This is a genomic window from Serratia sp. TMDUHS_CL (assembly GCF_037137105.1).
GTDB classification, from domain to species: domain Bacteria; phylum Pseudomonadota; class Gammaproteobacteria; order Enterobacterales; family Enterobacteriaceae; genus Serratia; species Serratia nevei.
On sequence record NZ_JBBBDV010000002.1, the window covers coordinates 273,733 to 293,065 of the forward strand.

A 19,333-nucleotide genomic window follows, 5' to 3' on the forward strand; every position below is an offset into this window, starting at 1 on the left:
TGAGGAGACTATGATGGAGATGATCAAAACCCGCGCCGCCGTTGCCTGGGGCCCGAACCAGCCGCTGAAGATCGAAGAAGTCGAGCTGATGCCACCGCAAAAAGGCGAAGTGCTGGTGCGGATCGTCGCCACCGGCGTTTGTCACACCGATGCCTACACCCTGTCCGGCAAAGATCCGGAAGGCGTGTTCCCGGCGATCCTCGGCCACGAGGGCGGCGGCGTAGTGGAAGCGGTCGGTGAAGGCGTCACCAGCGTGGCGGTCGGCGATCACGTGATCCCGCTCTACACCCCGGAGTGCGGCGAGTGCAAATTCTGTAAATCCGGCAAGACCAACCTGTGCCAGGCGATCCGCGCCACCCAGGGCAAAGGGCTGATGCCGGACGGCACCACGCGCTTCTTCAAGGACGGCAAGCCGATCTTCCACTACATGGGCACGTCCACCTTCTCCGAGTACACCGTGGTGCCGGAAATCTCACTGGCGAAAATCAACAAGGAAGCGCCGCTGGAAGAAGTGTGCCTGCTGGGCTGCGGCGTGACCACCGGCATGGGCGCGGTGATGAACACCGCCAAAGTGCAACCGGGCGACACCGTGGCGATCTTCGGCCTGGGCGGCATCGGCCTGTCGGCGATCATCGGCGCGCAGATGGCCGGCGCGGGCCGCATCATCGGCATCGACATCAACACCAGCAAGTTCGATCTGGCCCGCAAGCTGGGCGCCACCGATCTGATCAACCCGAAAGACTATGACAAGCCGATTCAGGAAGTGATCGTCGAGCTGACCGACGGCGGCGTCGATTTCTCCTTCGAGTGCATCGGCAACGTCAACGTGATGCGTTCCGCGCTGGAGTGCTGCCACAAGGGCTGGGGCGAATCGGTGATCATCGGCGTCGCAGGCGCCGGCGAAGAGATCTCGACCCGGCCGTTCCAACTGGTCACCGGCCGCGTCTGGCGCGGTTCGGCGTTCGGCGGCGTCAAGGGCCGTTCGCAGCTGCCGGGCATCGTCGAGCGCTATCTGGACGGCGAATTCGCGCTGAACGACTTTATCACCCACACCATGGGGCTGGAGCAGATCAACGAAGCGTTCGATTTGATGCACGAAGGCAAATCGATCCGTTCCGTCATCCACTTCGACCAATAAGCCAGGAGGCAGAGATGACGTTGTCATTGGAACTTCTCGAAGAGCACCGCATGTTCGGCGGCTGGCAGCAGCGCTATCGCCACGCGGCGCAGAGCCTGAATTGCAACATGACATTCAGCATCTACCTGCCGCCGCCGCGCGATGACAACCCGCCGCCGGTGCTGTACTGGCTGTCGGGGCTGACCTGCAACGACGAGAACTTCACGTTGAAAGCCGGCGCGCAGCGCATCGCCGCCGAGCTGGGTCTGGTGCTGGTGATGCCGGACACCAGCCCACGCGGCGACGAAGTGCCGAACGACGAAGGCTACGATCTGGGCCAGGGCGCCGGGTTCTACCTGAATGCCACCCAGGCGCCGTGGGATCGCCATTTCCGCATGTACGACTACATCAGCGCCGAACTGCCGGCGCTGATCGAACAGCACTTCAGCGTCAGCGATCGTCAGTCGATCTTCGGCCACTCGATGGGCGGCCACGGCGCGCTGATGATGGCGTTTCGCAATCCGCAGCGCTTCCGCTCGGTATCGGCGTTCGCGCCGATCGTGAACCCGTGCCAGGTGCCGTGGGGCCGCAAGGCGTTCACCGCCTATCTGGGCAGCGACGAAAGCCAGTGGCTGCAGTACGACAGTTGCCATCTGCTGGCCAGCGGCGCGGAAAAAATGCCGGTCCTTATCGACCAGGGCGACGACGACCAGTTCCTGGCCGACCAGCTGCAGCCGGCGCGCTTGGCGGAGCTGGCGCGCCAGCGCGACTGGCCGCTGACGCTGCGCATTCAGCCGGGGTACGATCACAGCTACTTCACCATCGCCACCTTCGTGGAGGATCACCTGCGCTTCCACGCCGAGCACCTGTTCCGCTGATAAAAAAATCCGGGCGGTTAACCGCCCGGATTTCTTCAAAAGCCATCAATCAGAAAATCGATGGCAGCTTTAATTTGATTCCTATGCTCATTGGCATTACCAACGGCCTTCCCGATCTGTGAAATACGTACGGCAGCCATCTCATGTGTCATACCCATTCCTCATCCCTGTAATATACACCGGTCAAATCTTCATCAAAAAACTCTAAAACAGGGGTATGCCAATTCAGCGATACCCTCACCCCTTCAGTTTCGGATCCAACGCGTCGCGCAATCCGTCGCCCAACAGGTTGAAGGCCAGCACGGTGATGAATATCGCCAGGCTGGGGAAGATCGCCACGTGCGGCGCGATCACCATATCGGCGCGCGCCTCGTTGAGCATCGCCCCCCACTCCGGCGTCGGCGGCTGGGCGCCCAGGCCCAGAAACGACAGGCTGGCGGCGGTGATGATCGAGGTGCCGATGCGCAGGGTGAAATAGACCACGATCGAAGACAGGGTGCCCGGCAGAATGTGCCGCAGGATGATGGTCCAGTCCGAGGCGCCGATGCTGCGCGCCGATTCGATATAGGTCAGGTGCTTCAGCACCAGCGTATTGCCGCGCACCAGGCGGGCGAAGGCCGGAATGCTGAAGATCGCCACCGCGACGATCACATTGGCCATGCCGCTGCCCATGATCGCCACCACGCCGATCGCCAGTAGAATGCCGGGAAACGCGAACAGCACGTCGCAGACGCGCATGGTGAGGCGATCCCACCAGCCCTCATAGTAGCCGGCCAGCAGCCCCAGCAGGGTGCCGATCGCCCCGCCCGCCAGCACCGAGAACACCCCGGCCGCCAGCGAAATGCGCGTGCCCATCAGGATGCGGCTGAAGATATCGCGCCCGAGGGAATCGACACCCAGCCAGTGCATCAGCGAAGGCCCTTCGTTCAGCCGGTCGTAATCGAAATAATTTTCCGCATCGAACGGTGCCAGATAAGGCGCCAGCAGCGCCGCCGCAATCAGCAGCAGCACGAACAGGCCGGCGACCAGCGCCGCCCGCTGGCGGCGAAAACGCCGCCAAAACTCGCTCCACGGCGTGCGTACCGCGTTGGAGTCGATAAGCGGCATCGCCTTCAGTGCGGCGTTGCGCCGCCAATGCTTAATCATGCCGCGTCCTCATTGATAACGAATCGCCGGGTTGATCGCCGCGTACAGCATATCCACCAGCAGGTTGATCAGGATGAACTCCAGCGAGAACAGCAGCACCTCAGCCTGGATCACCGGGTAATCGCGCATCTCCACCGAGTCCACCAGCAACCGCCCCAACCCCGGCCAGTTGAACACCTTCTCCACCACGATCGAACCGCCGAGCAGGAAGCCGAACTGCAACCCCATCATGGTCACCACCGGGATCATCGCGTTGCGCAGGCCGTGTTTCATCACCACCACGCTTTCCCGCACGCCCTTGGCGCGCGCGGTGCGCATGTAGTCCTCCTGCAGCACCTCGACGAACGAAGCGCGGGTGAAGCGCGCCATCACCGCCGCCACCGCCGCCCCCAGGGTGATCGAAGGCAGAATGTAGTGCCGCCAGCTGTCGGCGCCCACCGTCGGCAGCCACCCCAGCTCGACCGAGAACACCTGCATCAGCAGCATGCCGAGCGCAAAGGCCGGGAACGAGATCCCCGACACCGCCAGCGTCATGCCGAGGCGATCCGGCCAGCGGTTGCGCCACACCGCCGACACCACGCCGATCGCCAGGCCGAACGCCACCGCCCACAGCATGCTGGTGACGGTCAGCCAGAAGGTCGGCATAAAGCGCGAGGCGATCTCTTCGCTCACCGGGCGTTTGGACACCATCGAGATGCCGAAGTCGCCCCGCAGCGCGTTGACGAAGAAGTGCGCGAACTGCTGCGGCAGCGGCTTATCCAGCCCCAAATCCTTGCGCACCAGCTGCACCACCGCCTCGTCGGCCTCCGGCCCCGCCGCCAGCCGCGCCGGATCGCCCGGCAGCAGGTGAACGAACAGAAACACCAGCACCGCCACGATCAGCAGAGTCGGGATCAGGCCCAGCAGTCGTTTCAGAAAATAATTGAGCATCTCATTCCTTCCCCCGCCCGCCGCCGCTTGGCCACGGGCGGGGATGGGCGCCTTATTTCAGATCGGCGTTATCAAAGTTGAACGAGGTATCCGGCATCACGTAGAAGCCGCTCAGCTGCTTGCTGTTGGCCGACAACAGACGTTCGGTCGCCAGGAAGATCCAGGGCGCGTCGGCCCAGATGCGATCCTGCGCGTCCTGATACAGTTTCTGCTTCTCGGCGCGATCGGTGGTCGCCAGCGCGTCGGTCAGATCCTTGTCCACCTGCGGATTGCTGTAGAACGCGGTGTTAAACTGCTTCGGCGGCGCCGCCTGGGTAGAGAACAGCGGCGACAGCGCCCAGTCCGCTTCCCCGGTCGAGGCCGACCAGCCGGTGTAGAACAGCCGCACGCCGGTGTCCTTCACCCCGACGCTCTCCACCTGCGCCGCACGCTGCCCGGCATCCATCGCCGTCACCGTCACTTTCACCCCCACCTGCGCCAGCTGCTGCTGGGTGAACTGCAGCACCTTCTGCGCGGTGCTGTGGTTGTGGGAAGACCATAGCGTGGTGGTGAAGCCGTTCGGGTAGCCGGCCTCTTTCAGCAGCTCGCGCGCCTTGGCCGGATCGTACGGCCACGGCTTATAGCGGGCGGCGAAGTCAATGGCCGGCGGCACCGGCCCTTCCGCCGGCACCGCGTAACCGGCGAACGCCACCTTGATCAGCGCGTCCTTGTTGATGGCGTAGTTCAGCGCCTGGCGCACCTTCGGGTTGTCGAACGGCTTTTGGGTGACGTTCATGCTGATGTAACGCTGCAGGATCGACGGGGCGGCCACCACGTCCAGCTTGGCGTTGCCCTCCAGCACCTTGGCCTGCTCGTAGGGGATCGGGAAGGCGAAGGTCGCCTCGCCGGTCTGCAGCATCGCCGCGCGGGTGTTGTTATCCACCACCGGGCGCCAGGTGATGCTGTCGAGCTTCGGCAGCCCCGGCTGCCAGTAGCCGTCGAACTTCTTCACCTTGACGAAATCGGTCTGATTCCAGGTCACGAACTGATACGGCCCGGTACCGACCGGGTGGAAACCGATCTCTTTGCCGTATTGCTTCAGCGCCGCCGGCGAGATGATCGCCGCCGCCGGGTGCGCCAGGTTGTTGACGAACGCCGAGAACGGCGCTTTCAGCACGATCTTCACCGTATCGGCGTCCACCGCCTCGGTTTTGTCGATCATCTTGAACAGGTTGTAGCGCTTGAGGTGGCTGTCCGGGTTGCTGGCGCGATCGAGGTTTACCTTCACCGCCTCAGCGTTGAACGCGGTGCCGTCGTGGAATTTAATCCCCTGGCGCAGTTTGACCGTGTAGGTCAGGCCGTCTTTGCTGACCTCGTAGCTGTCCGCCAGCACGTTCACCAGCTTCATGTCCTTGTCGAAGCCGAACAGCCCCTGATAGAACGACTTGGCCACCGCCTGCGACAGCGTGTCGTTGGCGTCGTAAGGATCGAGGGTGGTGAAATTGGAGGCCACGGCGATCACCGCGTCCTTCGCCGCCCAGACCGGGCCGGTTCCCGCCGCCAGCAGTACGGCGGCCAACAGCGCATTGCGTTTGAATGTGTGCTTCATGTCGCTTGTCTCTCCTGAGGTCTTTAAAAAGCACCGGCGATCGGGTGGCGGGCGACAAAGTGCCCGGCGCCAACCTGCACCAGCGGTGCGGTAACGGGTTCATCGCCCAGCGCGCGCACTGGGCTCGGGATCTCATCGGCCGGCAGCGGCTGCCGTTTGTGGGCATGAGCGGGATCGGCCACCGGCACCGCCGCCATCAGCTTGCGGGTGTAGGGGTGTTGCGGATTGTCGAACACCGCCTGCCGTGGGCCGATCTCGACGATCTGCCCGAGGTACATCACCGCCACCCGGTGGCTGATGCGCTCCACCACCGCCATGTCGTGTGAAATAAACAGAAAAGCGATGCCGAACTCGCGCTGCAGATCGAGCAACAGATTGACGATCTGCGCCTGAATCGACACGTCCAGCGCCGAGACCGCCTCGTCGGCGATCACCACTTTCGGGTTCAGCGCCAGCGCACGCGCGATGCAGATACGCTGGCGCTGGCCGCCGGAAAATTCGTGCGGGTAGCGGCGCGCATGCTCCGGCAGCAGGCCGACGCGCTCCAGCAGCCAGGCCACCCGTTGCTCCGCCTCCCGGCCGCGCATCACGTTGTGCACCAGCAGCGGCTCCATGATGGAAAAACCGACCGTCAGGCGCGGATCGAGCGAGGCGTAAGGATCTTGAAAGATGAACTGAATATCGCGCCGCAGGTGCTGCAGCGCCGGCCCCTTCAATTGGTCTATCCGCCGCCCGGCGAAGGTGATAGTGCCGCTCTGGCTGTCCACCAGCTTCAGCAGAGAGCGCCCGGTGGTGGACTTGCCGCAGCCGGACTCGCCCACCAGCCCCAGCGTCTCGCCGGGGTAAAGATCGAAACTGACGTTTTCCACCGCGTGCACCCGGCGAGTGACCCGATTGAACAATCCGCCGCGCAGATCAAAGCGCGTAACCAGATGCTCCACTCGCAGGATCGGCGCGGCGCCGGGCGGTACGGTATCCTGCGGCGCCGTATCCTCCTCGCCGCCCGGCAGCGGAAACTTCGCCGGCAGCGGCCGATCGGCCATCGCCCCCAGCTTCGGCACCGCCGCCAACAGCGCCCGGGTATAGGCCTGTTGCGGCGCGGCAAACAGCTCGCGCACCCGATTCTGTTCCACCTGTTCGCCGCGGCGCATCACCAGCACCCGATCGGCGATCTCCGCCACCACGCCCATGTCGTGAGTGATGAAGATCACCCCCATCTGCATCTCCTGTTGCAGCACGCGGATCAGCTGCAGGATCTGCGCCTGAATGGTGACGTCGAGGGCGGTGGTGGGTTCATCGGCAATCAGCAGCGCCGGTTTGCAGGAGAGCGCCATGGCGATCATCACCCGCTGGCGCATGCCGCCGGAAAGCTGGTGCGGGTAGCGCCCCAGCACCTCTTTGGCCTCCGGAATACGCACCAGATCGAGCATACGCAGCGCCTCCTGGCGCGCGCTGCGGCGATCCATGCCCTGATGCAGGCGCAGCGATTCGGCGATCTGCTCGCCGACCGGAAATACCGGGTTGAGCGAGGTCATCGGCTCCTGGAAGATCATCGCCATGTCGGCGCCGCGCACCGTGCGCAGCGTGCTCTGCGAGGCGCGCGCCAGATCGAGCAGCGCGCCGTCGCGCCGGCGCAGCGTCATGCCGCCGCCGACGATGCGCCCGCCGCCCTGCTCCACCAACCGCATCAGCCCCAGCGAAGTCACCGATTTGCCGGAGCCGGACTCACCGACGATCGCCAGCGTCTCGCCGCGATCGAGATCGAACGACAGGTTACGCACCGCTGCCACGGCGCCGTCCGGTTGAGGAAAGCTGATGCTCAGATCGCGCACCGTCAGCACCCGCTGCGGCGGCAATGACGGCCCGCCGCCAGCGGCGGGTCGAAGTGAAACGTCGGTCATGCACCCTCCCGGTGAACGCTTAGCGGTAAATCCCGACGGACGGTGCATCGCCGACATAGCCAAAACCGCGATACATCCCCTCGCAGTTGAACGGCAGCGCGATATTGCCGTGGCGATCGACGGCGATCATGCCGCCGCTGCCACCGAGCGCCGGCAGCTTCTCCATCACCACCCGATCGCTGGCGGCCTGCAGGCTCAGATCGCCATACTCGATCAGGGCGGAGACGTCATAGGCCGCCACGCCGCGCATGAAGATTTCACCGGTTCCGGTGCTGGAGACCGCCACCGTGGCGTTGTTGGCATAGCAGCCGGCGCCGATGATCGGCGTGTCGCCTACCCGCCCGGCCTGCTTGTTGGTCATGCCGCCGGTGGAGGTGGCGGCGGCGAGGTTGCCCAACGCATCCAGCGCCACCGCGCCGACGGTGCCGAATTTCCGATCGGGATCGAGCGGCTCGCCGGCCTGCGCCGCGCCGTCGTGATCGAGCAATACCCGGCCCTGCTCCGCCTGGGCCCGGTGCAGCTGATCGAAACGTTCCTGGGTAAAGAAGAAATCGGGGGTGACCAGTTCCAGGCCGTGGGCCGCGGCAAACTTCTCGGCGCCTTCAGCGGCAAACAGCACGTGTTCGCTGTTTTCCAGCACCGCGCGCGCCGCCAGCACCGGGTTGCGGATGCGGCTGACGCCGGCGACGGCGCCGGCATCGCAGGTGCGGCCGTCCATCACGCAGGCGTCCAGCTCGTGGGTGCCCTGATGAGTGAACACCGATCCTTTACCGGCGTTGAACAGCGGGCACTCTTCGAGCAGCCGCACCGCTTCTGTCACCGCGTCCAGCGCGCTGCCGCCCTGCGCCAGTATCGCCTGCCCGGCGGCCACGATCTCGGACAGTGCCTGGATATACAGCCGTTCTTTTTCCGCACTCAGCGCCGCCCGGGTAATTGCGCCCGCGCCGCCATGAATGGCAATCACTGGTTTGCTCATTTGCCTGACACCCTGTGTTAATCCCGCCGTTGCGCAGCGAATAAGCTGAGCGCGGTATCATTATTATTCAGTCTTTTTCGACTCTATTTAGTCCTGCAGTGGAAGTACAGCATAACGTCCACGCCCCGCTTTTAGCGTAGCGCGCTTAGACCGTTTCGCACCTTGAAATAGCTTATTGGAATAAAAACAGCAGGTTATAAAAAACGGCAAACCGCCGATCCTGCGGCTGAGATTATTGGTAATTTCACGTGCGGAAATAGCGGCATGGCGTAAGGAAATAAACGTTCGCGCTGAATAACGCTTATTGCGGCGCCCGGCCTGCTGTTTTTTCCCCGGCCGGGCGCAGATGATCCAACGATTAAAAGCCTGATCCAGGCTGTTGTAAAAAGGCCTCTTCTTCCGGCGTGCTGGTGCGCCCCAATATCGCATTGCGATGCGGGTAGCGGCCGAAACGATCGATGATCGCCTTATGCCGCAGCTCGAACTCCAGCTGGTCGCCGTTGTTGAGCTCGGTATACAGCATCAGCGCCTGCTGGTGGATCAGCGGCGATTCCGAATGCATGAACGGCAGATAGAGGAAGCCACGCTGCTCGCGGCTCAGCCGTTCGCACTCGCCGCTGCGGATCGCCTCCTGCGCCAGGATCAGCGCCATGCCGTCGCAGGCGAACGACTGTGGCGTACCGCGAAACAGGTTGCGGCTGAACTGATCGAGCACGATCACCTCCGCCAGGCGCCCTTCGATGGTGTCGCGCCAGTGCGCCAGCTCCCCCGCCGCCGCTGCACGCCAGATTTCGCCGAAACGGCTGTGCAGCAGACGATCGAAATCGTCGTCCTTTTTAAACCACATGATCGGTTCGATCTCGTCGAACCAGAACTCGATAACCTGTTTATGCATCATGATTCTCCTCTGTTTTGCGCAGTTTATACCCGTTCGCCCCGGCGCCGCAGTACGAAAGATGGCAAGCATAACCCGTTCTCCCCCCCGGCGTTCTCTGCCATAATACCCGCACTTTGTCGCTATTTTAGCGCACCCTGATTACGGAGTTCCCTTTATGGATCATTGCCATACTTCCGATCTCATCTCCCTGGAGCAAGCGCTGGAAAAAATGCTCGGGCAGATCGCCCCGCTGCAGCAGACCGAATCCGTTGCCCTGACCGCCGCCGCCGGCCGCATCACCGCCGCGCCGGTGGTCTCGCCGCTCGACGTGCCGCCGTTCGCCAACTCGGCGATGGACGGCTATGCGCTGCGCCTCGCCGACCTGGCGGCCAATGCGCCGCTGCCGGTCGCCGGTAAGGCCTTCGCCGGTGCGCCGTTCGACGGCCAATGGCCGGCCAACAGCTGCGTGCGCATCATGACCGGCGCGCCGATCCCGGCCGGGGCGGATGCGGTGGTCATGCAGGAGCAGGCCGAGGTGAGCGACCAGGGCGTGCGTTTTACCGCGCCGGTTGAAGCCGGCCAGAATATCCGTCTGGCGGGTGAAGACATTCGCCGGGGCGCGAGCGTGTTGCCGGCGGGCGTGAAGCTGGGCGCCGCGCAGCTGCCGCTGTTGGCTTCGCTTGGCGTCGCCGAAGTGCAGGTAATGCGTAAGCTGAAGGTGGCAGTGTTCTCTACCGGCGACGAACTGCAGCCGGTCGGCCAGCCGCTGCAGGCGGGCCAAATCTACGACACCAACCGTTTCGCGGTGCGCCTGATGCTGGAACAGCTGGGCTGCGAGGTGCTCGATCTCGGCATTATCCGCGACGATCGCGATGCGCTGCGCGCCGCTTTCGAACGGGCGGACAGCCAGGCCGACGTGGTGATCAGCAGCGGCGGCGTCTCGGTCGGCGAGGCCGACTACACCAAACAGATGCTCGACGAGCTGGGCCAGGTTAGCTTCTGGAAGCTGGCGATCAAACCCGGCAAACCCTTCGCCTTCGGCAAGCTGGGCCACGCCTGGTTCTGCGGCCTGCCGGGCAACCCGGTTTCCGCCGCCCTGACCTTCTACCAGCTGGTGCAGCCGCTGCTGGCGAAGCTGGCCGGCCACAGCGACTGGCGCCTGCCGCCGCGCCTGCGGGCGCGCGCATTGACGCCGCTGAAGAAATCGCCGGGCCGCCTCGATTTCCAGCGCGGCGTGTTCAGCAGCAACGCCGCGGGCGAACTGGAGGTCAGCACCACCGGCCACCAGGGCTCACACGTCTTCAGCTCCTACAGCCAGGGCAACTGTTTCATCGTGCTGGAGCGCGAACGCGGTTCGGTGGCGGTAGGCGAAACGGTGGAGATCGAGCCGTTCAACGCCCTGTTAAGGAGCTGAGCATGCTGCCGGAATTGACCGACGCCGAAGCGCTGCGCTACAACCGCCAGATCGTGCTGCGCGGCTTTGACTTCGACGGCCAGGAGAAGCTGAAGGCCGCCCGCGTGCTGATCGTCGGGCTGGGCGGGCTGGGCTGCGCCGCCGCGCCTTACCTGGCGGCGGCCGGCGTCGGCCATCTGGTACTGGTGGATTTCGACACCGTCTCGCTCTCCAACCTGCAGCGCCAGATCCTGCACCGCGACGATCGCATCGGCCAGAGCAAAGTCGCCTCCGCCAGGCAGGAACTGAGCGCCATCAACCCGCATATCCGCATCGACGCGATCGACGGCCGTTTGGAAGATGACGCGATCGCGGCAGAGGTCGCCGCCTGCAATCTGGTGCTGGACTGCACCGACAACGTGGCGGCGCGCGATGCCCTGAACCGCCTGTGCCACGCGCAGCAGAGGCCGCTGGTTTCCGGCGCGGCGATCCGCATGGAAGGCCAGCTCAGCGTGTTCACCTATCAACCGGGCGAGCCCTGCTACCGCTGCCTGAGCCGGCTGTTCGGCGACAGCGCCCTCACCTGCGTCGAAGCGGGCGTGATGGCGCCGCTGGTCGGCACCATCGGCACCCTGCAGGCGATGGAAGCCATCAAGCTGCTGGCCGACTATGGTCAGCCGCTGCACGGCAAGCTGTTGATGTTCGATGCGATGAGCATGCAGTTCCGCGAGATGAAACTGCCGAAGGATCCGCACTGCGAGGTGTGCGGCGGGGAATGACGGATAAAAAAAGGGCGGGATAATTCCCGCCCTGATGCGTTGCCGCGAGGGTTACACGATGCCCTGGCTACGCAGATAGTCTTCGTAGTTGCCGGTAAAGTCGATCACCTTGTTCGGGGTGATTTCCAGAATGCGCGTCGCCAGCGAGCTGACGAACTCACGGTCGTGGGAGACGAAGATCAGCGTGCCTTCGTACATCTCCAGCGCCATGTTCAGCGATTCGATGGATTCCATATCCAGGTGGTTGGTCGGTTCGTCCATCACCAGAATATTTGGGCGCTGCATCATCAGCTTGCCGAACAGCATACGGCCCTTCTCGCCACCGGACAGCACCTTCACTTTCTTCTTGATGTCGTCCTGGCTGAACAGCAAACGGCCCAGCACGCTGCGCACCGCCTGCTCGTCGTCTTTTTCCTGCTTCCACTGGCTCATCCAGTCGAACACGGTCAGGGTATCGTCGAACTCGTATTCGTGATCCTGCGCGTAGTAACCGATGCGGGCGTTTTCCGACCACTTCACGGTGCCGCTGTCCGGCTGCGCGTCGCCCACCAGCGTTTTCAGCAAGGTGGTTTTACCGATGCCGTTGGCGCCCAGCACCGCAACCTTCTCACCCACTTCCACCATCAGGTTCAGCTTGCTGAACAGCGGGCCGTTGTCGAAGCCCTTGGTAAGCGCTTCCACTTCCAGCGCGTTACGGAACAGCTTCTTGTCCTGATCGAAACGGATGAACGGGTTCTGGCGGCTGGAGGCCTTCACTTCTTCCAGCTGGATCTTGTCGATCTGGCGGGCGCGCGAGGTGGCCTGCTTGGATTTGGAGGCGTTGGCGCTGAAGCGGCTGACGAACGATTGCAGCTCGTTGATCTGCGCCTTCTTCTTGGCATTGTCGGCCAGCAGACGCTCACGCGCCTGGGTGGCGGCGGTCATGTATTCGTCGTAGTTGCCCGGATAAACGCGCAGTTCGCCGTAGTCCAGATCCGCCATGTGGGTGCAGACCATGTTCAGGAAGTGACGGTCGTGCGAGATGATGATCATGGTGCTGTTGCGTTCGTTCAGCACCTGCTCCAGCCAGCGAATGGTATCGATGTCCAGGTTGTTCGTCGGTTCGTCGAGCAGCAGGATTTCCGGATCGGAGAACAGCGCCTGCGCCAGCAATACGCGCAGCTTCCAGCCCGGCGCGATTTCGCTCATCGGGCCGTAGTGCTGTTCCACCGGAATACCGACGCCAAGCAGCAGTTCGCCGGCGCGCGCTTCGGCGGTGTAACCGTCCATCTCGCCGTAGGCGACTTCCAGATCGGCCACTTTATAGCCGTCTTCCTCGCTCATCTCCGCCATGGCGTAGATGCGGTCGCGCTCTTCCTTCACCGCCCACAGCTCGGTGTGGCCCATGATCACGGTGTCCAGCACGCTGTATTGTTCGAAGGCAAACTGATCCTGACGCAGTTTACCCAGGCGCTCGTTCGGATCGAGGAACACGTTGCCGCCGGTCGGCGCCAAATCGCCGCCGAGGATTTTCATAAAGGTGGACTTGCCGCAGCCGTTGGCGCCGATCAGGCCGTAACGGTTGCCGCCGCCGAATTTAACAGAGATGTTTTCAAACAACGGCTTGCTGCCGAACTGCATGGTGATGTTGTTGGTGCTTAACACAGCGCTCGCTCTTTATACATAGGGAATGTGATTTGGCGCGCATTATGCCACAACGGGGTGCAGAGATCGCGGGAAGTTTTGGTGACATTTTGAGCGGCGCCGACGGATGAATCATACCTGCGTTGGATAATACCGATGAAAGTCACGGGGAGGCTTCGCTCAGCAAACCGTACAATAGCTCGAACAAATTCACAAAACATATTAATTATCGGTATTAATTAAAATAAAAAATGAAATACATTCTCGCCAGATACCGCACCAGGTAAGAATAAATCGCACCTGAATACCTCTTGAGAATCATTGATACAGTCAACACACTTCTATTTAATTCTATTTCTTGCCGACTATCGCCACATATTCTGCTATACGCGACATTTTGTGACCCCCTTCTTAAATGCCAGGATTTTTTCGATGATTAATGCGCTACAGCTCACTAAATCGGCACTAAATCACCTCACTGCCACACGTTATAAATTCAAAAAAAACATATAAATACAAAATCTTAAAAAAATCAAACCCGCGTTATCCCGTTAACCGCCCTCATATTGCACAGGGTTGTACATACAAGTATATGTAAAGGAGACGTTGCCATTCTGTTGCCGCTTCGGGCGGCGGTTATCGCCGTCCCGGATAATGCCACCACGGCCAGAAAATAATAACAACACACCGTCCACCTATCGCGAGAGATAACGATGAACACTGCTGAAAAAACCTTGCCCAAAAGCCAAACGGCAGAGAAAGGCGCGGTAAATTACAAAGTCATTGTCGGCGCCAGCCTGGGCAACGGCCTGGAGATTTTCGACTTCACCGTATACAGCTTCTTTGCCGCCATCATCGGCAAACTCTATTTTCCCAGCGACAGCGCCTACGGCTCTTTGTTGATGTCGGTGGCGGTGTTCGGCGTCGGCTTTATCATGCGCCCGCTGGGCAGCATGGTGCTGGGCGCCTATGCCGACCGGGTCGGCCGCAAGGCCGCCATGCTGATGACCATCGTGCTGATGGGCGTCGGCACCGCCCTGATTGCCTTCGCGCCAACCCATGCGCAAATCGGCGTTCTGGCGCCGGTGCTGATCGTAGTCGGTCGCCTGATTCAGGGCTTCGCCGCCGGCGGTGAAGTGGGCTCAGCGACCACGCTACTGCTGGAGTCCGCCGGGGCCAATCAGCGCGGCTTTTTCGTCAGTTGGCAGGCGATCAGCCAGGGCGTCAGCGCCCTGCTCGGCGCCTCTTGCGGGCTGGCGCTCACCTATTTTCTGTCGGAAGAGGCGCTGTATGCCTGGGGCTGGCGCGTGCCGTTCATCATCGGCCTGCTGATCATTCCGGTCGGCGTCTATATCCGTAAGCACCTGGAAGAGACCTACAGCGGCGAACAGCCGGATCGTGCGCGGGTACCGCTGAATCCGGTATGGGATCTGGTGAGCAACCATGCTAAAGACCTATTGCTGGGTGTGCTGGTCATCATGTCCGGCACCGTGATGGTTTATGTGGTGCTGCTTTACATGCCGACCTACATGATGCAGACCTACCGCATCGCCGGCCCGACCGCCTATCTGTTCAGTTGCATCGCCTCCGTGGTGCAAATCGTGGCGGTCTATTACGCCGGGCGCTATGTCGATCGGATCCAGAATTACAAAAGGCCGCTGCTGTTCTCGATCTTTGCGGCACTGATCCTGATTTACCCAACCTTCTGGTTCCTCAGCGCCACGCAAACCCTGTGGCTGGCGATCGTCTTCCGCATCCTGCTGATCGGCGCGCTGGGCATCAACATGCTGTCCAGCACCATGCTGATCGTCTCGGCGCTGCCGCGCCACGTGCGCGCCACCGGCACCTCGATGATCTACGCCTTCGGCGTGACGCTGTTCGGCGGCTCGGCGCAGCTGATCGTTACCTGGTTGCTGGATGTCAGCGACAACCCGCTGGCGCCGGCGTGGTACGTGACCGGCATGCTGACCGTCAGCCTGATAGCCACTCTGCTGTTCCGGGAGCGCCACACCGAGTAAGGCCCATGGGTGGCCGGTCAGCGCAGCTGCTTCTCCAGCCACGCGCGCATGTCCGCCACCACCCGCGCCATCTCGCTGGCGCCATTTTCACGCCGCATCACATGGTCCAATCCAGCGTAATTGACATAGGTAATGTTCGTTTTGCCGGCGGCCCGCAATTCGTCGATCATATTGTCGACCGCCCCCGGCGAAACGGCGCGATCCTGGTCGCCCTGCACGATCAGCACCGGCGTCTTGATGCTGTGCAGCGTGGCGAGCTGATCGATGTTCAGCATGCCATGCCACCAGGCATAGCCATGATCGCTGGCGTTCAGGGGGAACGGCGGCGCCGTCATCACCTGCTGCAAAAATGCGTTCAGCCCGGCCATCTCTTCCTTCGGCGCGCCGGCAGCGCTGTGGCGCACGTCGTCGATAAACCAGCGCCCGCCACCGCTGAACGCGAGGGTGGCATCAATCCGGCCCGAGGAGGCCGTCACCAGATTAGCGATCACCGCCCCTTCGCTGCCTCCCAGCACCGCGACCTTTTGATAGCCGTTGCGCGCAATCACCGCCTGCAGCACCTGGGTGACATCGCTCACCCGCCGCTGCGGCGTGTCATGCTGCACAAAAGCGTCCGGGCAATCCTGCCGCGGGACTTCTTCGCGGTACGGCAACCGGTCGTCGATGCCGTATTTCTCCACCGTCAGCAGGTCTGCGGCGGGGAACACCTGCCGCAACGGCGCCAGCAGGCGGATATGCCGCACGCTGTTGCAATCCGATCCTTGCAGGATCACCAACAGCGCCGCCGACGATTGTCCGGGCACCGCGGCGTCCAGATAGTAATGAATACTCGAACCGTCTTCCCTGGGCAGCGTCAGCGCCGCAGGTTGCGCCATCGCCAGCCCGCTCCACAGCGCCAATGCGCTCAGCATACCCGTCGCCAGTCTCATTACTTGCTCCTCTTCCCTGTTACGTTCGGTTAATTCGCCTTTTCTGGTCTACGCTTCATGCCAACCACTTTTCTGACAGGGAAGCGCTACCATGCCGCACCTCTATAACACCGCGCTGCTGATCGGCGCCGCGCTGAGCGCCATCGCCGCGCTGCTGCATATCTGGGTGATCGCCGCCGGGCCGCGCGGCTACCGGCTATGCGGCGCCGGCGATCGCTTCATTAAGGCGGCGGAAGCGGGTAAAAAGTTCCCGGCCGTCGTCACCGCCGGTATCGCGCTGGTGCTGTTTATTTGGTCGCTGTATGCGCTTTCCGGCGCGGGCCTGATCGCACCGCTGCCGCTGCTGCGGCCCGCGCTGTTTATCATTACCTTCATCTACCTGCTGCGCGGCGTCGCCGGCCCCTTCGCCCTGCGCGATACCGGCCGCAGCCAGCGCTTTATCGTCGTCAGCTCGCTGATTTGCCTCGGCTTCGGGCTGGTGCATTTGCTGGGGATGACGCAGCGCTGGGGGGCGTTGGCGTAACGCCCTGTTCCTGCAAGACGGCGATAAACACCTGCGCGGCCGCGCTGCGGTAAGCGCCTTTGCGCTGCAGCCACACCGCCTGCCGCACCGGCATGGCGTTGGCCAATGCCACTTTTTTCAACTGCCGGTTCTCGCGCGCAATGGCGGCCGGCAGCAGCGTGGCGAGCTGCCCGCGCCGCACGATCTCGACGATGGCGCCCAGCGCGTTGGCCTCCACCGCCACCTGCGGCCGAAATCCCAGCTGCGTGCAGTAGCGATCGATAAACTGGCGCGTGGCGAAGTCGCCGCTCAGCAAAGCCAGCGGCAGATGTTGCCACTCCGCCAGCGTCAGCGGCCGGCGATGAGACGCCAGGGGATGGTCGGCGCCGACCATCAGCTCCAGCGTCTCGCTGAACAACGCCGCCGCTTCCACCTCCGCCGACTGCGCCATCTCGAAGGCGATGCCCAGATCCAGCCGATCCTGCGCCAGCAGCGCCTCAATTCGCTCTTGCGCCATCTCCTCGATGCTCAGGGTAATCCCCGGGTAGCGGCGGTAGAACGCATCGATCGCCGGCCCCACCAGATAGGCGGTGAAGGTCGGCGTCATCGCCAGCCGCAAATGGCCGCGCTCGAGCGTCGCCACGTCATGGATCGCCCGCGCGCCGGCGTCCAGATCTTGCAGCGCCAAGCGCGCATAGCGCATCCACGCCTCACCGGCGTCGGTCAGGCGCACGGCTCTGCCGCTGCGATCGAACAGCGGCGCCCCCAGTGTGTCTTCCAGCTGCTTGATCTGTTGAGACAGCGTCGGTTGCGAGACGTGCAGCGCTTCGGCGGCGCGGGTGAAGTTGCCCTGTTCGGCAACGGCCAGAAAATAACGGATGTGTCGCAGCAGCATAGCTGCCCCAGCTATTAGTAAAACCTATAGCTGGCATTATAAATGGGTCTTAGACCCTATAGCCAGAAGCGTTCATCATGCCGCCATCGCATAACGACACCCAATGGAGAAACGGATGAAAGAGGTGATTGAAGGCTTCCTGAAGTTCCAGCGCGAAGCCTTTGTTGAACGCACGGCGCTGTTTCAGCAGTTGGCGACCCGCCAAAACCCGCGCACCCTGTTTATCTCATGTTCCGACAGCCGCCTGGTGCCGGAGCTGGTCACCCAGCGCGAGCCGGGGGATCTGTTCGTGATCCGCAACGCCGGTAACATCGTGCCTTCTTTCGGCCCCGAACCCGGCGGGGTTACCGCCTCGGTCGAGTACGCCGTCGCCGCGCTGGGCGTGGAGGATATCGTGATCTGCGGCCATTCCGACTGCGGCGCGATGACCGCCATCGCCACCTGCCAGTGTCTGGAGCACCTGCCGACGGTCGCCGGCTGGCTGCGTTACGCCGATTCCGCGAAGGCGGTCAATCAGGCTTATCCGCACGCCTCCGACGAGGCCCGGGTCGCGTCGATGGTGCGCGAAAACGTCATCGCCCAGCTCAACAACATCAAAACGCACCCTTCCGTCGCCCTGGCGCTGGATCAGGGCCGCCTGACGCTGCACGGCTGGGTCTATGACATCGCCAGCGGCGCTATCGAAGCGCTGGACGGCGAAACCCGCCGCTTCGTGCCGCTCGCCACCCATCCCGACGTGACCGCCACCCCGGCGATCGCCCGTTTTTAAGCCAACAAAAGGAGCTAACATGACACACTCTCTGCATAACGCCGCCCCGCGCGAAGCGCTCACCGACACCATTATGGTCGCCAAGATCCGCCATAACCTGACTTTCGACGCGCTGGCCGAGGGCACCGGTCTCAGCCTGGCGTTCGTCACCGCCGCGCTGCTGGGGCAGCATGCGCTGCCGGAACCGGCGGCGCGCACGGTAGCGGCCAAGCTGGGGCTGGACGAAGAGGCGGTGCTGTTGCTGCAAACCATCCCGCTGCGCGGCAGCATTCCCGGCGGCGTGCCGACCGATCCGACCATTTATCGCTTCTATGAAATGCTGCAGGTTTACGGATCCACGCTGAAAGCGCTGGTGCACGAGCAGTTCGGCGACGGCATCATCAGCGCCATCAACTTCAAGCTGGATATCAAAAAGGTCGCCGATCCGGACGGCGGCGAACGCGCAGTGATCACCCTGGACGGCAAGTACCTGCCGACCAAGCCTTTCTGATTGGCCTTGCGCCGGCGGCCCGCGCCGCCGGCAAATTGACAGCCAACCGGCCATTGGCTACATTATCTGCGCTGAAACGCCGCCCTGGCGTTTTTCACTGCCCGAGGCCTGTATGTTGGAGATTGTAACCACCCGATAGTCGCTTCCTTGCCGTATGGCGAGGGACTCTGACGTATCCGACGCGCGTTTGCGCGGGGATGCGCGTATCTGGGGTTATTACAGGATCTCCCAACATGAACATTTCCAAAGCGGAACAACGCGTGCTGCACGTGTTGGCCAAAGGCGGCTATATCGCCTTCACCCGCAACGACGCCGGTCGCGTCACCCACGTCGAATGCTACACCCGCGAAGGGCTCGGCCTGGCCGACTGCTCACTGGCCGTCTTCACCAAACTCAAAACCAAACGCCTGATCCTCTCTCGCCAGGGGCGCCCTTATCGCGTCACCTTCGCCGGGCTCAAGGCCGTGCGTGCGCAGCTGGATAACCGTTAATCATCGATACCGGCCGGGCAGGTAGCCCGGT

19 protein-coding genes are annotated in these 19,333 nt (G+C 62.7%); 9 read left to right on the forward strand and 10 right to left on the reverse strand.

Annotated features, from left to right (window positions below; genetic code table 11):
* Nucleotides 1–13 precede the first annotated feature (13 nt).
* Together WCL58_RS04980 and fghA are read left to right on the forward strand one after the other, a co-directional pair.
* A complete protein-coding gene (locus WCL58_RS04980) occupies nt 14–1,138 on the forward strand; it encodes an S-(hydroxymethyl)glutathione dehydrogenase/class III alcohol dehydrogenase (protein WP_038880962.1) in 1,125 nt (374 codons plus the stop codon).
* Between the two features lie 14 nt (nt 1,139–1,152).
* Nucleotides 1,153–1,995 (forward strand): S-formylglutathione hydrolase, encoded by an 843-nt coding sequence (fghA, locus tag WCL58_RS04985; RefSeq protein WP_015377214.1) that lies wholly within the window; start codon nt 1,153–1,155, stop codon nt 1,993–1,995.
* Nucleotides 1,996–2,030: 35 nt separating this feature from the next.
* Here fghA and WCL58_RS04990 read toward each other — a convergent pair whose 3' ends face one another.
* The 7 genes from WCL58_RS04990 to WCL58_RS05020 all read right to left on the reverse strand — a co-directional run bounded on the left by WCL58_RS04990 (nt 2,031) and on the right by WCL58_RS05020 (nt 9,431).
* Nucleotides 2,031–2,147, reverse strand: coding sequence for a CcdB family protein (locus WCL58_RS04990; RefSeq protein ID WP_204275811.1), 117 nt, complete (start codon nt 2,145–2,147; stop codon nt 2,031–2,033).
* 85 nt (nt 2,148–2,232) lie between these two features.
* A complete protein-coding gene (gene gsiD / locus WCL58_RS04995; protein WP_336850653.1) occupies nt 2,233–3,141 on the reverse strand; it encodes a glutathione ABC transporter permease GsiD in 909 nt (302 codons plus the stop codon).
* A gap of 9 nt (nt 3,142–3,150) precedes the next feature.
* On the reverse strand, nt 3,151–4,071 hold the full coding sequence (gene gsiC / locus WCL58_RS05000) for a glutathione ABC transporter permease GsiC (protein ID WP_038880960.1): 921 nt from the start codon (nt 4,069–4,071) through the stop codon (nt 3,151–3,153).
* A 52-nt stretch (nt 4,072–4,123) separates the two neighbouring features.
* Entirely contained in the window at nt 4,124–5,659 is a 1,536-nt protein-coding gene (gene gsiB, locus WCL58_RS05005) for a glutathione ABC transporter substrate-binding protein GsiB (protein ID WP_060436885.1), read from the reverse strand.
* A gap of 23 nt (nt 5,660–5,682) precedes the next feature.
* The gene (locus WCL58_RS05010; protein WP_336850654.1) at nt 5,683–7,560 is read right to left on the reverse strand and encodes a dipeptide ABC transporter ATP-binding protein; all 1,878 of its coding nucleotides are present in this window, start codon (nt 7,558–7,560) and stop codon (nt 5,683–5,685) included.
* 19 nt (nt 7,561–7,579) lie between these two features.
* Nucleotides 7,580–8,536: an isoaspartyl peptidase/L-asparaginase family protein gene (locus WCL58_RS05015; protein WP_060440370.1), complete on the reverse strand. Its 957-nt coding sequence runs from the start codon at nt 8,534–8,536 to the stop codon at nt 7,580–7,582.
* 358 nt (nt 8,537–8,894) lie between these two features.
* The gene (locus WCL58_RS05020) at nt 8,895–9,431 is read right to left on the reverse strand and encodes a DUF924 family protein (RefSeq protein WP_141960627.1); all 537 of its coding nucleotides are present in this window, start codon (nt 9,429–9,431) and stop codon (nt 8,895–8,897) included.
* A gap of 157 nt (nt 9,432–9,588) precedes the next feature.
* Between WCL58_RS05020 and moeA the strand changes: the two genes are divergently transcribed.
* Nucleotides 9,589–10,827 carry a molybdopterin molybdotransferase MoeA gene (gene moeA / locus WCL58_RS05025; RefSeq protein WP_047728154.1) on the forward strand — a complete coding sequence of 413 codons (1,239 nt, stop codon included), beginning with the start codon at nt 9,589–9,591 and terminating at the stop codon, nt 10,825–10,827.
* Nucleotides 10,828–10,829: 2 nt separating this feature from the next.
* Nucleotides 10,830–11,585, forward strand: coding sequence for a molybdopterin-synthase adenylyltransferase MoeB (gene moeB / locus WCL58_RS05030; protein WP_336850655.1), 756 nt, complete (start codon nt 10,830–10,832; stop codon nt 11,583–11,585).
* Nucleotides 11,586–11,636: 51 nt separating this feature from the next.
* Here the strand turns inward: moeB and WCL58_RS05035 are convergent, their stop codons facing one another.
* Nucleotides 11,637–13,229, reverse strand: coding sequence for an ABC-F family ATPase (locus tag WCL58_RS05035; protein WP_033637709.1), 1,593 nt, complete (start codon nt 13,227–13,229; stop codon nt 11,637–11,639).
* Between the two features lie 692 nt (nt 13,230–13,921).
* Here WCL58_RS05035 and WCL58_RS05040 point away from each other — a divergent pair.
* Nucleotides 13,922–15,226, forward strand: coding sequence for an MFS transporter (locus tag WCL58_RS05040; RefSeq protein WP_060421373.1), 1,305 nt, complete (start codon nt 13,922–13,924; stop codon nt 15,224–15,226).
* Nucleotides 15,227–15,243: 17 nt separating this feature from the next.
* Here the strand turns inward: WCL58_RS05040 and WCL58_RS05045 are convergent, their stop codons facing one another.
* On the reverse strand, nt 15,244–16,155 hold the full coding sequence (locus WCL58_RS05045) for an alpha/beta hydrolase family protein (protein WP_336850657.1): 912 nt from the start codon (nt 16,153–16,155) through the stop codon (nt 15,244–15,246).
* Nucleotides 16,156–16,246: 91 nt separating this feature from the next.
* Here WCL58_RS05045 and WCL58_RS05050 point away from each other — a divergent pair, with 91 nt between their 5' ends.
* Nucleotides 16,247–16,678: a hypothetical protein gene (locus WCL58_RS05050; protein ID WP_033637706.1), complete on the forward strand. Its 432-nt coding sequence runs from the start codon at nt 16,247–16,249 to the stop codon at nt 16,676–16,678.
* On the opposite strand, the gene cynR is transcribed toward WCL58_RS05050, so the two are convergent.
* Nucleotides 16,602–17,552 carry a transcriptional regulator CynR gene (cynR, locus tag WCL58_RS05055; protein WP_336850658.1) on the reverse strand — a complete coding sequence of 317 codons (951 nt, stop codon included), beginning with the start codon at nt 17,550–17,552 and terminating at the stop codon, nt 16,602–16,604. The genes WCL58_RS05050 and cynR overlap by 77 nt on opposite strands.
* Before the next feature lie 115 nt (nt 17,553–17,667).
* On the opposite strand from cynR, the gene WCL58_RS05060 reads away from it, so the two are divergent.
* From WCL58_RS05060 to WCL58_RS05070, 3 genes are all read left to right on the forward strand, one after another.
* Nucleotides 17,668–18,321 (forward strand): carbonic anhydrase, encoded by a 654-nt coding sequence (locus WCL58_RS05060; RefSeq protein WP_048233124.1) that lies wholly within the window; start codon nt 17,668–17,670, stop codon nt 18,319–18,321.
* A 19-nt stretch (nt 18,322–18,340) separates the two neighbouring features.
* Nucleotides 18,341–18,811: a cyanase gene (cynS, locus tag WCL58_RS05065; RefSeq protein WP_060421366.1), complete on the forward strand. Its 471-nt coding sequence runs from the start codon at nt 18,341–18,343 to the stop codon at nt 18,809–18,811.
* Between the two features lie 233 nt (nt 18,812–19,044).
* Entirely contained in the window at nt 19,045–19,302 is a 258-nt protein-coding gene (locus tag WCL58_RS05070) for a YjhX family toxin (protein WP_004939031.1), read from the forward strand.
* Nucleotides 19,303–19,333: the final 31 nt, after the last annotated feature.

What these genes read in the sequence shown, in the direction of transcription:
- WCL58_RS04980 (WP_038880962.1), top strand. Translation starts at nt 14, where the DNA reads ATGGAGATGATCAAAACCCGCGCCGCCGTTGCCTGGGGCCCGAACCAG.
- fghA (WP_015377214.1), top strand. Translation starts at nt 1,153, where the DNA reads ATGACGTTGTCATTGGAACTTCTCGAAGAGCACCGCATGTTCGGCGGC.
- WCL58_RS04990 (WP_204275811.1), bottom strand. Translation starts at nt 2,147, where the DNA reads ATGACACATGAGATGGCTGCCGTACGTATTTCACAGATCGGGAAGGCC.
- gsiD (WP_336850653.1), bottom strand. Translation starts at nt 3,141, where the DNA reads ATGATTAAGCATTGGCGGCGCAACGCCGCACTGAAGGCGATGCCGCTT.
- gsiC (WP_038880960.1), bottom strand. Translation starts at nt 4,071, where the DNA reads ATGCTCAATTATTTTCTGAAACGACTGCTGGGCCTGATCCCGACTCTG.
- gsiB (WP_060436885.1), bottom strand. Translation starts at nt 5,659, where the DNA reads ATGAAGCACACATTCAAACGCAATGCGCTGTTGGCCGCCGTACTGCTG.
- WCL58_RS05010 (WP_336850654.1), bottom strand. Translation starts at nt 7,560, where the DNA reads ATGACCGACGTTTCACTTCGACCCGCCGCTGGCGGCGGGCCGTCATTG.
- WCL58_RS05015 (WP_060440370.1), bottom strand. Translation starts at nt 8,536, where the DNA reads ATGAGCAAACCAGTGATTGCCATTCATGGCGGCGCGGGCGCAATTACC.
- WCL58_RS05020 (WP_141960627.1), bottom strand. Translation starts at nt 9,431, where the DNA reads ATGCATAAACAGGTTATCGAGTTCTGGTTCGACGAGATCGAACCGATC.
- moeA (WP_047728154.1), top strand. Translation starts at nt 9,589, where the DNA reads ATGGATCATTGCCATACTTCCGATCTCATCTCCCTGGAGCAAGCGCTG.
- moeB (WP_336850655.1), top strand. Translation starts at nt 10,830, where the DNA reads ATGCTGCCGGAATTGACCGACGCCGAAGCGCTGCGCTACAACCGCCAG.
- WCL58_RS05040 (WP_060421373.1), top strand. Translation starts at nt 13,922, where the DNA reads ATGAACACTGCTGAAAAAACCTTGCCCAAAAGCCAAACGGCAGAGAAA.
- WCL58_RS05045 (WP_336850657.1), bottom strand. Translation starts at nt 16,155, where the DNA reads ATGAGACTGGCGACGGGTATGCTGAGCGCATTGGCGCTGTGGAGCGGG.
- WCL58_RS05050 (WP_033637706.1), top strand. Translation starts at nt 16,247, where the DNA reads ATGCCGCACCTCTATAACACCGCGCTGCTGATCGGCGCCGCGCTGAGC.
- cynR (WP_336850658.1), bottom strand. Translation starts at nt 17,552, where the DNA reads ATGCTGCTGCGACACATCCGTTATTTTCTGGCCGTTGCCGAACAGGGC.
- WCL58_RS05060 (WP_048233124.1), top strand. Translation starts at nt 17,668, where the DNA reads ATGAAAGAGGTGATTGAAGGCTTCCTGAAGTTCCAGCGCGAAGCCTTT.
- cynS (WP_060421366.1), top strand. Translation starts at nt 18,341, where the DNA reads ATGACACACTCTCTGCATAACGCCGCCCCGCGCGAAGCGCTCACCGAC.
- WCL58_RS05070 (WP_004939031.1), top strand. Translation starts at nt 19,045, where the DNA reads ATGAACATTTCCAAAGCGGAACAACGCGTGCTGCACGTGTTGGCCAAA.